Raw genomic sequence first — 13,191 nt, 5'->3', positions numbered from 1 at the left:
TCTTAAGATCCTGTCTATGATGATGACTATGCTATCTAATGTGAATAGACATTCATCGCTTGTTTAAGGTCTCGTATTACATCTTGACGTAGTTTTAATGGCTCTAAAATTTCCACACAATCTGCGTTGTGAATGAGCCAATGTTTAAAATCTAAGCTATCTCTAGCCCTTGCTCTGACAATGTAGTGGCTTTTCGATGTTTCTTCTATTTCCTGGCATTCACTCAGTTTAAATTCATTTACAAACTTGCTGTTACCTTCAGAATCTCTCATCATTTTAAGTAATACTTCGAACGTTTCACCGCCGTTAACCCATTTACCCTTTGTCGTCGATAGATAAGCGTGGAGGCAAAATTCAGACTTGTTACCCATTGAAAAACTTTGATTTGAGCGTATTTCAATGTTGTTTATCTTGTGCATCGTATAGGTACGCATTTCTCCAGACATGGAGCTACCGTTAGAGCTTCTTTTGTAACGCTCTCGAGCTACAAGATAAAATACTTTTTGATAGACAAACGAAGCGTATGGATCAACCTCACAGCGATGATTGTTGTAATCAAATGAGAGTACTTGTCTATTTTCAAGTGCACTTTCTATGTCATAAAGCACGGATTGTTCAACCTGTGGCGCTACAAAGTCGTAGCAACTTACTTGAATTTTGAATGGTGCGCTATTTAGCGTTGTTTTTGCTCTTGAAATAAGCCTTAGGGCGTCGTTGAGTTTCGCTCCTGCTGACGGCAAAAGCCGTTCTCGCAATTGATTGCCAATACTACCTAACATTGAGATTGAATCACTTAATCCAGGGTTTACATCAAAATCAACGCCTTCTTTTACTTTATAACGAGCTTTCGATGCAGTCCCGTCACGTACTAATAACTCCGAATGCCCGGCCGGACCAGAACCTTGGACTCCATGGTATTTATATACGGAGTCTAATATGCGCTCTGCCCACTTTTGTTGAGCCTCTTGTGAGGTGTCTCCACGGTAATAAAAAGGCTCTTTTCGAACATCATCAAGATACTCTTTAGGTGTGAGCCCCTGCTCCTTTGTTGAAAGTAAAGTGAGGCAGTGTAAATAGCAATAGAAGTCACCAAATGCTTTTGTAGACATGCTTTCTCTTATCTTTGATTCATGATGTGCAGTATTTAACCACAAATTTATTTTGGAGATTCGCAGGAAGTCACATTTTTTTTGTGGATATTATTGTAATTGATTTCTTTTTCACCAATTACAGAGGGTATTTTGTAACTATTTGTTTCTAGGTTGAATTTTGAACAAAATTGCAAGGTGGAGCTTACATTAAGTGATGTTAATTCCAATAATGGTGGCTTTATATAATTGAGAGGGGAGTGGTTTGTGATTTTGAAGTGTTTTTAATCAGTTAGCACACTATTTTCTTGCTATCGGTTCGTTATCGTTTGTGCTCAATATTGAGGGGAATGCCATTGAGCAAGTAAGGTTAGAATGAGTCGATCACTCAGCAAAAATATCATTGAACCAAGCTTCTAATTGCTCGCGTTTATCTTGGGGGCCATTGATTACCACTAATCCATTCAGTGTAGCTTGATCCCAAGAGATCGTTCCGTTGGCCAATGCATCGAACACGTCGAGCTCTGTAATAAGCAATAAATCGTTCTCTGTCGGCAAAGTGTCTCTTCCTGAAACGTTCACGCCTTTTTCAATGCTGATTTGGCTGTAGTGACCTTTAATCGCTTCAAATAAGTTGAATTCAATCTTACTCGGATGCGGCTTTGCGAGTGCTGACTTTATCGCAAACAGTTTGAAATGATCCGGTTTATCTAGGTTTCCGAACTCGTCATCTTGTCGAGCATTAATGATGTTGCCAAATACTTCTAGTGAACCGGGCTCTGTCACTAAGCTAAATCCGGTTTCTTGGTGAAGACCGCAGGCAAACGTGAGTGAAGAGGTGAGTGAAAGAATCAGAGCAAATCGTTTTAACATAATGGTTATCGAGACCTATAACAGGGTTAAGAATCTGACGGCAGCAGCCGAACCTGACGATAAAAAGGGACCACAAAGGGTCCCTGTATTTGTTTGTCGTCCATGTGAAGCGGTCAGTGCATCGGTTGATAGTGTGTTATTGATTGTTTACTAATACGCTATCGTCGAAGAGCGACCGTTCGAGCTCGCTATTAGCGAACGATGAGCATGATCTCTTCTGGAGTCATTGCCTTATCGAAGTAGCTCATGAATTGACCGAAGCCTTTGATGTCGCCATTCGAGAACGTGAATGCACCAGACTGTAGGTTGGTACCAATCACTTGTTGAGCGTTTGGACCTGCAATCAAGATTTGGTTCAATACTGCACGAGTGGTGTCGATTTGAACGTCTGCGCCTTTCACTGCTTCTTCGTGTAACTGAGCAATACCGTTGCGAATTTCGATAGTGAATGCTTCGTTCGTATCAGAGAAGTTGTACGTTAGCATCATGTTCACGTCTAACGAGTTTTCTGCGATAAGCGTTGAAGTCATCATGTCGAAGATCTGCTTGCTTGGTAGTGCAGTAAGAACGTCAACAGAAGCGAAGCTGATCATGTTAGAGAAGTCACGTTTGTTCTCTAGTTCAGCCGCCGCGTTGAGCGCCCAGTTACGCCAGTTGATGTTCACTTGGTCTGCAGCCCATGCTTTGTAAGCTTGTGCTTTCATCTCACGAGCTTCCATATCTTGCTTGTTTACCGTGATTGGGTAAGAAAGAATTTCTGCTGCAAATGTGTAGTTCTCAGCCTTAATTGCTGCTTGTGCAGTCGTAAGGATGTTGTCACGACCGCCCATGATCTCTACGAATGCTTTAGCGCGTTGCTCGTAAGCCATTGGCTCTAGCTGCCATGGATCCGCTTCGAAGAAACCGTTGTAACCTACGTAAATCTGACGCACGGCGTGTGCAACAGTACCGTAGTGTTCACCTAACCAAGGGTGTTCTGCAAGGTGCTTAGGAAGTTTAACTACTTCAACTAGCTCGTCTGGCGTCATACCTTTGTTCATGTAACGGATAGTTTGATCATGAGTGTATTGAATCGCATCACGGTAAGCCGTTAGTACGTCAGCTACTGCTTCTTTACCTTCAACAGGACGACCGTGAGAGTTAATCATGATCTCAGTGTCGAACTTACGCATTACGTCGATGCCCTTGAACCACATTGATGGGTCACGGAATTTAGTACCACGGATGGTGTGAAGGTTAGGGAAGTTCTCACCTTGAAGTACTTCAGCCGCGTGCAGGATTTTCTGGTCTGGGAAGTAAACCACTAACTCATCTTTAGTTTCAGATGGCACGTTCTCGATGTGCATTTTCACGCCAGAAATTTCGATTTCGATGTGGCTTTGGCTTGGTACAAGCAGGTTTGGTTCGATGAACGAGATAGCACCTTGCATGAAGCGCGGACCAAGGCCGTCGTTTACTGTGCCGTGCTCGCCTTCTTCTACGTGCTTAGCACCTGTGTAAGAAGTACGGTGACCAAATAGAGTACCTAGGTTTGAAGACCAGTTAGCCACTGCAGCGGTTAGGCCTTCTTCAGCGATGATTTTTACTTCACCTGATGCCACTTCTTCGTCAGTCACCCACGCACGCACACCAGAGATGTGGTCGATGTGGTTGTGAGAATAAATGATTGCTTTAACCGGCTTGTCGGTGATTTGACGGAACTGTTCTTTAACCGATTGAGCCATTTCTACCGACTCGCCTGGATCAACAATGATGATGCCGTCCGTACCTTCAATCATGACGGGGGTATCTAGACCGAAACCGTAACCAAGATATACGTTGTCATCTACTTTGATGATTGCTTGGTCCATTTTACGACCGTGCTTGGTTAGGATTGGGTGTACGTGATCAGACTCTTCTGTGAAAGCCAGTGAATCGCCCGTTTTTGAAAGCACCTTAATACGATCGCCTTTACCCCAGAACATGTTTGATTCGTGTTCGAATAGAACCTCGCTTTTGTAGCGCGCATCAAGATCGATGTTTTGGTATTGAGCTGCATTTGCGGTTTGAAGCTCTTGGCCTACCGTTGATGTTGCTTCAACAACAGGCGTTGCTGATGCAAAGCCAGAAGCAAATAGTGCACTTGCGATTGCAACTGGAAGTGCCATTTTTTTGAATGTGTTAGTCATGATAGTGACCTTATATTTGGATACAGGAATTGGATTTCTTGAGCCAAATGATAGAGGTGGGTGAGGTCGCTATCTACGCGCTAATAATATTTCAATCTATCGTTTTTTCGATGATTTGTTTGATAAACGATTGTATTGGCGATTAATTTTGATCTAAATCAATTAGTAAATGAGCTTGCAACAGATACAAAAATGCCCTGAAATTCAGGGCATTTGTTTTACAATTAGTCGCTAGTTCATGAGTGGCTGTGATACGAGTGAATAACAGCCAAATCATTGAATATTTAATTGCTTATCAAGAGCTAATCGTTTACCAAGCACCTAAGTATGACTTGTAAGATTGTAGGCGAACCGTTGCTGCACCGATTACATCGATGAAGCCCCAGAACGGATGTGGCTTCTCAGCTGAGATCCAAGCCGCGCCAGTTGAACCAATAGGGATGTTGTAACCTTCTGGTTCAATGATCTCAAGTACGATAGTACGACCTAAACCATTGCCGTTTCTTACCACGTGTTGACCGACGCTTTGTGGCCCCTGAAGTGGAGAAATACTCGACTCACCGGTACCGGCATTAAAGCTGTGTACTTTTGCTCGGAACACGTGGCCTGGGTATGCATCAACGAAGAACTCAGCGAAGTCTCCTACTTGAACATAGCCATAAGTTTGGTCTGAAATACGCATCTCAAGAAACTTTTTGCTGGTGTTGTAGAGGTGCATATTACCCATTACAGAACCTTCAGCAATGTTCACTATCGATACCTGACCGTCAAACTCAGCTTTAATGGTTTTCTTCTCTTGCGCCCAATTTACTTTTTGTAGATCGGCTTTTAGCGACACAAGTTCAGCGTGCAGTACTCGAAGATCTGAGTCGTACTTTTCTACGTCACGCATATTGAAGATTTCAGGTGACGTTTCAGCACGCTCTAAATCGCGAACCATCTGCTTGATTTGTTCTTCTTTCTGAACAATTGAAGATTCGATCTTGGCTTTATCTGCGGCAGAATTGATGTCGACGAGAGTGTAGATTATGTCGCCTTCTTTAACCATTTGGTTGTGCTTAACAAGCACTTTGTCGATCTGCTGTCCAAAGATAGGTGACATTACCGCGTGTGGTGCTTTCACAGTGGTTGAGTTTGTTAGATCAACAGGGGCCCACAAGCGAGAAATTACCGCTAACACTGCTAGAATTACCACGCCACCAATTGCAGCCCATGTATAGTTTTTGATGCTCTTTTTAAGTGCACCTGTCGCAAATAGTGACCATACGATTAGGATGTATGGGATCATCATCTCTTTCATTATGCGACCTCTTTTTCTGTAGGGGATGGTGTTGTTGGAGTCTTTTCTTCTGAAGCCTGTTCTTTTGAAGATTGCTCTACTGAAGACGGCTCTGTTACCGGTTGTTCAGGTGATACGTGGACTGCGGCTGTCTCTGTATTGGTCGCGTCTTGTTTAGGCTGAACACCACGGCGAATCACATCACTCAGTGATTGACCAATATGTTTCCAGTTCGCCAATGCGATAACCAATGCGATAACCCAGAATGTTTTGCTGATGAAGAGTCCGCAAAGTGACAGTGCAAACACGATTTGAACGTGAGCGCTTTTGTGCTCTTTTGCTTTATGCACACCCAGTTCATGCAACTGCCACATGCCGTAAACACCGGCTAAAACCACAGCAATGGTCACTGAGAACAAGTAACCAGAGAAGGACTCCATCTGGAAGAAGTTCATCATCATTTCATTGGGATGATTGTTGAATTGAGACATGTCGATGTCTTTAGAATGGATTGTGCCTAATGGTGCAAGAGCCCATGCTCCCGCAAACATCACTGCCATAAACAGGCAGAATTTAATCAAGACCATCACAACGGCCCAGATTTTCTGGAAAACGATTTTTATAAAGTTCATATCTCAACCTAAATAAGGAGAGAGAAAGTGCAGCCTTGGTACAAGACTTTTAGAAGACATCTGAAAGAGGTGTTGAACTCACGTAACCGTATAGACCTACTGAGTCAAAAGTACTAGATGACAATTAAAAATCGCTTTGACCACGTAGACAACGCATTCTCGCGAATAGAGTGTTAAAAACACCTGGCGAAATCATTCTTAAGTAACGTCTACCATTGATAGGTTCGTTTGCTGCATTGGGTTTTAAGGCCGTCTTCCGTGATGTGTGCAACACCATCATCTACACATTTTTAGGTTTTCTGTTTAGGTTAAGAATTGATTTGTTGGCGAAATAATAGGAAGTGTAACTGGTGCTATCTACGCATTATTGCGATATTGAATTATCGTAATTACGATGAATTGAGTGGTTGCTTAAACGTGAGGTGGGTTTATTTGAACAGGTTCAAACTCGGCTTATAAAATATGTCTATTTAATTAGCCTGGATCATAGAAGTGGCTATAAAAGTATCAATAAGGCAGGACGGAAATATTGAATACTCCGACCAGTCTAGGGTGAGTTGTTCTGACATTTTTGCTCTTTACCATATGATGCTTCCTTCTCAGTTTTGTTTTCTCAATGAGCATCCGTTGTTTCATTCTATCGCTTTTACGATAAGATAATTAAATCTATCGCCAAATGAGCACTGAATCATGAGTAATGACATTCCGAATTTTAACTTATTGGCTGTGTTTTCAGCGGTGATGGAGCAGGGCAGTTTGAGTAAGGCTGCCGATCATTTGAATACCAATCAATCGACGATCAGCACTGCGCTCGGCCGACTGAAAAATGAAATTGGCCAAGAGTTGTTTGTGCGCAGTGGGCGAGGGGTTGTGCCTACTGCTTACTCGCAAAGCTTGTATGAGCAAATCAAAGCGCCAATACACGAGCTCAACGGCGTGTTTCAAGGTATGGCTGGGTTTGATGAAGCGAGTACAGAGCGCAGGTTTGTGGCTTCGGTTCCCGAACATTTAAAGTGGATGTTGCTCGATCGATTTTCTCAGTTATCTAACCAAGGCTTATCTCTTGAGGTGTATGACCAACCAGATAGTGATGATCAAGTCCATGAGGATCTATTAACTCAGAAGTTTGATTTGATGATCGACATTGTGTTGCCTGAGCATTCAAGCATGATGAGCGAAAAGCTCTACGACAGTGAGTTTGTGATTGTTTGCCGAAATGGGCACCCTAGGATCAAAGGTGAGATCACCGAGGCGCAATATCTCAGTGAGCAACATGCGGTTTTAGCCAGAACACGTCGCCAAGTAAGAAGTTTGACTCACTACACTTCGTTAGACTTATCCTCGCGTAAAATTGTAATTCACGGCAGCTCTATGGCCAGTAACCTAATGCTGTGTAGCCAGACTGATTACATCACTGTTGTGCCGCTTTCTATGGCGAACCAGTATCAGGAACGTCTTGGGTTACAGTTGTTCAAACCGCCTTTCGATTATCAGCCTATCTCTCATTACCTCATTTGGTTGAAAAAACAGAACACCGATCCGGCACATAAGTGGTTGAGAGAGCAGATCATCAATACGACTAATGACATGTCTAAATCACTAAACAGTTGGCGCTCCGCTTTCTGATCGTCGCCCTATCTTTTGTTTGCCAAATATCTTCTTAACAAATCACTTGTATTAAGTGAGCTATAATAAAAAATTATCACAATGAGAATTTATGATAATTTCATTTATTTGCTGTCAGCTCGTATATTAACCCTAACAAAGAAGTGGGTAACCTCCACTCACGATTATATCGGCTCAGGTTGCTGGGCTAAAAAGGGCGAAATATGAAATTCCTACACACAATGATCCGAGTTACTGATTTAGACAAGTCTATCGAGTTCTACACCAAGGTATTGGGAATGAAGGAACTTGAACGCCACGAAAACAAAGAGTACCGCTACACATTGGTTTTTGTTGGCTATGAGCAAGGCGGCACGACTATCGAGCTAACGTACAACTGGGATACGAATGAGTACGAGATGGGCAGCGCGTTTGGTCATCTGGCATTGGGTGTAGAAGATATTTACGCAGCATGTGACAAAATCAAATCGCTAGGTGGCAACGTCACTCGCGAAGCGGGTCCAGTGAAAGGCGGCTCAACTCATATCGCTTTTATTACTGACCCAGACGGCTACCAAATCGAACTGATTCAACTAGGTTAATCGAGGATATAACAATGACAAACGCACTATTTCAACCAATTCAACTTGGTAATATCGAGCTTAAAAACCGTATTGTTATGCCACCGATGACGCGTTCTCGCGCAACGCAACCTGGTAATTCAGCAAACGATATGATGGCGGCTTACTACGCTCAGCGTGCTTCTGCAGGTTTGATTATTGCTGAAGGCACACAAATTTCACCTATGGGTCAAGGCTATGCTTGGACTCCGGGTATCTATTCTGATGAGCAGATCGCTGGTTGGAAAAAAGTGACTGATGCCGTACATGAAAAAGAGGGCGTTATCTTCGCTCAACTTTGGCATGTAGGCCGTGTAACACACCCAGACAACATTGGTGGTGAACAGCCAATCTCGTCTTCTGCACTTAAAGCACAAAACGTAAAGGTATTCATCGATAACGGTACTGATGAACCGGGCTTTGTTGATGTGGTTGAACCTCGTGAAATGACGAAACAAGACATCAAAGAGGTGGTTGAACAGTATCGCCAAGCGGCTTTGAATGCGGTTGAAGCAGGCTTTGATGGTATCGAACTTCACGCAGCGAATGGTTACTTAATCAACCAATTCATCGATTCTGAAGCAAACAACCGCACTGACGAATACGGTGGTTCAATTGAAAACCGTTTACGTTTCCTAGGCGAAGTGGTTGAAGCTATGGTTGAAGCGATTGGTGCTGACCGTGTTGGTGTCCGCCTTGCTCCGTTCACATCGTTGAATGGTACGGTTGACGCTACACCAGTAGAGACTTACACAGCGGCGGCAGCACTACTTAACCTATACAAAATTGTTTACCTACACATTGCAGAAGTTGATTGGGACGATGCACCTGAAACGCCAAAAGCATTTAAAGCAGCAGTTCGTGAAGCCTACGAGGGTGTCCTTATTTATGCGGGTAAATACGATAGCGAGCGTGGCGAAAAAGCCGTTGCTGAAGGCGTAACTGACATGGTTGGTTTTGGTCGTCCATTCGTTGCGAACCCAGATTTACCGGCTCGTATTCAAAATGGTTACCCACTTGCAGCGCACGATCCAAACACATTGTTCGGTGGTGCTGAAAAAGGTTTAACGGATTACCCAGAATACGCAGGCTAAAAACAGCTGCCTGAAGCAGAGTATTGAGATAGTATCTCGATCCTGTTGAATGTTTATAAAAAGCAACCTTGCAGAGTCGGGTTGCTTTTTTTGTTATTGGACTAAGTAAAATGATGAACGTGAAAGCGATGCGCGGAGAGCTTTACCTTCTATTTGCCACCCTGCTAGCTGGGGTTGGATGGATTGCATCTAAGCTGGTGGTATTGGAAATGCCGGGACCAGTGTTCATTGGTGTGCGTTTTTTAGTGGCGAGTCTTATTCTTCTGCCATTTTGTATTCACCATATTCGTAAGCTTTCGTTTAAGCAGATTCTGTCTCTTTGCGGCGTGGGTTTGTTGCTGTCTGCCTCACTGCAAGTCTGGGTGTTTGCAGTTTCGGTGACTGAAAGCTTGTCGGAAGGGGCATTCATCATGAGCTTAGCCATGATCATTGCACCGTTTGTGTCTTGGATTTTGTTTCGAGTTAAGCCTAATCGCGCGTTTTGGATGTCTTTCCCGATCGCGATTATTGGCATGCTGTTGCTGACTTTGGGTAACGGCTGGCATGTTGAGCAGAGTCAGATTTATTTCTTACTAGCATCGATGTTGTTGTCTGTTCACTTTGTGATGAACAAGCGTGTGATTACCAATATCAAGCCTATCGCATCAATCTGTGTGCAACTGTTTGTGGTGGGTGTGAGTGGTTTAGCCTTTGCTTCTATGACAGCTCAGCCGGAGTTCGAAATCACCAAAACCTTAGTCTTCTGGTTTATTGTCTCTGCGGTGATCGCAACGTCTATTCGTTACTTGCTACAAACGGTCGGTCAGCACTCCGTGAACATGGAAGTGGCGGCATTGATCATGATTCTTGAGCCTGTGTGGACGCTGCTGTTAAGTGTGAGTGTGCTTGGCGAAAGTGTAGAGATGCAGAAGCTGCTCGGTGGGGCGGTGATCATTGCTTCACTATTTTGCTATATCAAATGGTCGAGACGAAAATAAAACACTCGGCGCAAGGCCGAGTGTGGGTTGTTTTTCAATACACGTTCAGAGTGTAATAATTTCTAAGCACTAAGCTTGCTAAGCAGTGAACGCGGTAAGATCAGATTGCCGCGACTACTTTCTGAAGTAGCTTGAGCATTTGTTGTTGCTCTTCAGCATCTAACTCGTTCATCAACTCTTTGTTTAAACGAACGGGGATAGGAACGAGTTGTTCTTCAAGTGCTTTTCTGAGCCTTATCAGGCGAGTGTTGAACAAGACTTGTCGAGTGCAGAGCAAGGGTTAAATTCTGCGAATAAGACGTGCAAAGGGTGTCACCGTACTTATCGTTCTCGTTGGTAACGATTTTAACAACGAGCTTTGAATACAGGTGGTAAAGTCGAACCCTTACCACCATAGTCCTATCGCACAGCCTTCTTTTCTTTGTGCTATCAATTCGAATGCACTAGGGGCGGGAAAGGACGTGAATGAATTACTCGTTGATGGTGACTTTAGTAATCACAATATCTTCGCAAGGCACATCTTCGTGTCCCCAACGAATGGTTGTTGGTGCGACAGCGATTTTGTTTACCACATCCATACCCGCTGAAACCTTGCCAAATACCGCGTAACCCCAGCCAGCATTGGTTGTTGAGGTGTGATCTAGGAAATCGTTGTCATCAAGGTTGATGAAGAACTGCGCCGTTGCAGAATGTGGTGCATCAGTACGAGCCATTGCCACAGAACCAATCACATTCTTCAAGCCACGGTTTGCTTCGTTGACGATTGGGGCACGAGTTGGTTTTTCTGTCATGTCGATAGTGTGACCACCACCTTGAATCATGAAACCTTCAATAACACGGTGAAATGTCGTGCCTTCGTAGAAACCGTCTTGGCAGTATTTAAGGAAGTTTTTCGACGTTACTGGCGCTTTTTCAAGGTTCAGTTCAATCTCGATATCGCCAAAGTTGGTGGTGAAAGTAATCATAGGGTTACCTAAAGTTGAAGTTTTACTGAGTCGTAATGACGAAAGTGGGTTGCAGTATAGGGAAAATAACAGCAGATACTAGTGATGGTTTTATTGTGGTTGAATTCTCATCAACCACCAAAATCACGCCTGATATTGTTTAAGGAACATCTCGACACTTGAAGTAATGATCACTTGTTTGTGCGCAGCATCCGGTGACGGCACATGACCAATGATTTGCGGCCAAAACGCAAAAGACTTAAGCAGACCAATGAACTGCGTGGAGGCGAATTGTGGGTCTAGTTCTACTAAACGACCGTCTGCCAACGCGGCTTTAATCCAGGTTGTAAGTCCACTTTCTGCTTGGGAATATTTTTCCATCGCTTGATGCGCCAGTTCGGCGTTATGGAAATACTCAGAGAACAGTACACGTGACAGGTCGATGAAGCCTTCAGACTCAAGTAACTCAAGTTCTTGATTGGCTATCGAGGAAAGCTGTTCTTCAAGTGGCAGTTCTGCTTGATAAGGGAATTGCGTCGCGGCCAGAGTTTTGCTCCAAATGCTGTCTAGAATCTCATCTAAAAGCAGCTCTTTGCTGGCAAAGTGATTGTATACGGTGCGCTTTGATACTTCTGCGCGACTCGATATTTTATCCATGCTGGTGGCCTTGTAGCCATGCTCAGTAAACTCTGCGATAGCAGCGGCAACGATCGATTCACGTTTTCTTTGGCTCAGCGTTTTTTTTACAGTCATCGGGATACTACTCAATATGTCGCGGTTAGCATTGCATACGCTAATTTTACACCAGTAAGTTTACTTTTAGAACACCAATCCGCGTAATGGTAATTCGGTCGATAGCAACTGAATCGCTTTGCAATGCACTGTGGGTATCATAGAATCGAAAGTGTATTCGAATTTTATTGATATCAACGGAAGAGAATAAACAATCAATGAGTAGTATTTTAGAGTGTATTCGTACAGTTGGACGAGGAGAAAGAGGGCGTAAGCCTTTATCGTTCGAACAAGCCTACCGCATCATGGATGAGTATTTAAGCGGAGAGGTCGGTGACGACCAAATGGCTATGCTACTGATGCTGATTCGTGTGCAGAATGAAACTAATGAAGAGATCGCTGGCTTTGTAAAAGCGTTTCAATCTCGAGTGCCAGATTTAGGCGCTGATATTGATTGGCCGTGTTATGCAGGTAAGCGTAACGATAATGCCAGTGGCAAACCTTGGAACTTGTTGGCAGCAAAAATACTCGCTGACAATGGCTATAAAGTGTTAATGCACGGCTATATGGATAAGCCGAGCGGTAGGACGCACGTTGAAAGCCATTTGCAAGATGTCGGTGTACAAAGTGCTGAGAACCCTGAACATGCTAAGTCGATTCTTGAACAAGACGGCATTGCTTATTTACCGCTAGCTAACTTTGCGCCCGAAGCACAAACCATGATTGGTTGGAAACACCGTTACGGTTTGAGAACACCAATTAACACGGTAGTTCGAGCATTGAATCCTGGTGGTGGCCGTTTAGGTTTGCGTGGCAGTTTCCATCCTGGCTTCCCACAACTTCATGCGGAAGTTGAGCATGTTATTGGAAACAAATCCCACTCGGTGATTTCATTCAAAGGGATGAACGGTGAGTCGGAATATAATCCTAAAGTTAGCCAAACGGTATGGATGAGCTCCCCTGACAAAGTCGAATCGTTCTACTGGGAAGAGATGATGAACCTAGAGTTGCCACTTCCTAGTCAATGTGTACTTGGCACATCGGCTGAAGAGATGGCGCTAATGGCGAATACCGTTGTCGACAGCATGACAGCCATTCTCTTTGCAGAAACGCACGATAAAACTGAGGCATACCAGAAAGCGGTGCGCCTGTGGCATGAGTATTGTGCGCGTTAGATGG

The 13,191-nt window shown here is 43.8% G+C and carries 12 protein-coding genes and 2 pseudogenes; 6 read left to right on the top strand and 8 right to left on the bottom strand.

What is annotated here, in order from left to right:
* Positions 1 to 35 precede the first annotated feature (35 nt).
* The 5 genes from AB4384_RS04545 to AB4384_RS04525 all read right to left on the bottom strand — a co-directional run bounded on the left by AB4384_RS04545 (position 36) and on the right by AB4384_RS04525 (position 6,040).
* Positions 36 to 1,109, bottom strand: coding sequence for a YafY family protein (locus tag AB4384_RS04545; protein WP_114633194.1), 1,074 nt, complete (start codon positions 1,107 to 1,109; stop codon positions 36 to 38).
* Positions 1,110 to 1,472: 363 nt separating this feature from the next.
* Positions 1,473 to 1,961 carry a hypothetical protein gene (locus AB4384_RS04540; RefSeq protein WP_372128962.1) on the bottom strand — a complete coding sequence of 163 codons (489 nt, stop codon included), beginning with the start codon at positions 1,959 to 1,961 and terminating at the stop codon, positions 1,473 to 1,475.
* Positions 1,962 to 2,152: 191 nt separating this feature from the next.
* The gene (locus tag AB4384_RS04535) at positions 2,153 to 4,129 is read right to left on the bottom strand and encodes an alkyl sulfatase dimerization domain-containing protein (protein ID WP_372128961.1); all 1,977 of its coding nucleotides are present in this window, start codon (positions 4,127 to 4,129) and stop codon (positions 2,153 to 2,155) included.
* Positions 4,130 to 4,439: 310 nt separating this feature from the next.
* Positions 4,440 to 5,429: an efflux RND transporter periplasmic adaptor subunit gene (locus AB4384_RS04530; RefSeq protein ID WP_372128960.1), complete on the bottom strand. Its 990-nt coding sequence runs from the start codon at positions 5,427 to 5,429 to the stop codon at positions 4,440 to 4,442.
* Positions 5,429 to 6,040: a magnesium transporter gene (locus tag AB4384_RS04525; RefSeq protein ID WP_372128958.1), complete on the bottom strand. Its 612-nt coding sequence runs from the start codon at positions 6,038 to 6,040 to the stop codon at positions 5,429 to 5,431. Before AB4384_RS04525 ends, AB4384_RS04530 begins: the two co-directional genes overlap by 1 nt.
* A gap of 690 nt (positions 6,041 to 6,730) precedes the next feature.
* Between AB4384_RS04525 and AB4384_RS04520 the strand changes: the two genes are divergently transcribed.
* The 4 genes from AB4384_RS04520 (at position 6,731) to AB4384_RS04505 (ending at position 10,336) form a co-directional block, all read left to right on the top strand.
* Positions 6,731 to 7,666, top strand: a complete 936-nt coding sequence (locus tag AB4384_RS04520; protein WP_017068098.1) for a LysR family transcriptional regulator — start codon at positions 6,731 to 6,733, stop codon at positions 7,664 to 7,666.
* Between the two features lie 203 nt (positions 7,667 to 7,869).
* Positions 7,870 to 8,247, top strand: coding sequence for a lactoylglutathione lyase (gene gloA / locus AB4384_RS04515; protein ID WP_017066787.1), 378 nt, complete (start codon positions 7,870 to 7,872; stop codon positions 8,245 to 8,247).
* Positions 8,248 to 8,261: 14 nt separating this feature from the next.
* Positions 8,262 to 9,359, top strand: a complete 1,098-nt coding sequence (locus AB4384_RS04510) for an alkene reductase (protein ID WP_017065285.1) — start codon at positions 8,262 to 8,264, stop codon at positions 9,357 to 9,359.
* 110 nt (positions 9,360 to 9,469) lie between these two features.
* Positions 9,470 to 10,336 (top strand): DMT family transporter, encoded by an 867-nt coding sequence (locus AB4384_RS04505; RefSeq protein ID WP_017060207.1) that lies wholly within the window; start codon positions 9,470 to 9,472, stop codon positions 10,334 to 10,336.
* 100 nt (positions 10,337 to 10,436) lie between these two features.
* On the opposite strand, the pseudogene AB4384_RS04500 reads toward AB4384_RS04505, so the two are convergent.
* Positions 10,437 to 10,562, bottom strand: a pseudogene (locus tag AB4384_RS04500) (MarR family transcriptional regulator); the annotation flags it as partial.
* Between AB4384_RS04500 and AB4384_RS04495 the strand changes: the two are divergent.
* Positions 10,560 to 10,676 (top strand): annotated as a pseudogene (locus AB4384_RS04495) (cytochrome c); the annotation flags it as partial. The pseudogenes AB4384_RS04500 and AB4384_RS04495 overlap by 3 nt on opposite strands.
* A gap of 130 nt (positions 10,677 to 10,806) precedes the next feature.
* Here AB4384_RS04495 and AB4384_RS04490 read toward each other — a convergent pair.
* Both AB4384_RS04490 and AB4384_RS04485 read right to left on the bottom strand, forming a co-directional pair.
* A complete protein-coding gene (locus tag AB4384_RS04490) occupies positions 10,807 to 11,301 on the bottom strand; it encodes a peptidylprolyl isomerase (protein ID WP_048609354.1) in 495 nt (164 codons plus the stop codon).
* Between the two features lie 123 nt (positions 11,302 to 11,424).
* Positions 11,425 to 12,033: a TetR/AcrR family transcriptional regulator gene (locus AB4384_RS04485; RefSeq protein WP_372128957.1), complete on the bottom strand. Its 609-nt coding sequence runs from the start codon at positions 12,031 to 12,033 to the stop codon at positions 11,425 to 11,427.
* Positions 12,034 to 12,200: 167 nt separating this feature from the next.
* On the opposite strand from AB4384_RS04485, the gene AB4384_RS04480 reads away from it, so the two are divergent.
* Positions 12,201 to 13,187: a glycosyl transferase family protein gene (locus tag AB4384_RS04480; protein ID WP_081090248.1), complete on the top strand. Its 987-nt coding sequence runs from the start codon at positions 12,201 to 12,203 to the stop codon at positions 13,185 to 13,187.
* Positions 13,188 to 13,191: the final 4 nt, after the last annotated feature.

Origin of the sequence: Vibrio sp. 10N.261.51.A4, from assembly GCF_041471945.1 — a bacterium.
In the GTDB taxonomy this organism is placed as follows: domain Bacteria; phylum Pseudomonadota; class Gammaproteobacteria; order Enterobacterales; family Vibrionaceae; genus Vibrio; species Vibrio crassostreae_C.
This window is presented reverse-complemented; position numbering and strand designations above follow the sequence as displayed.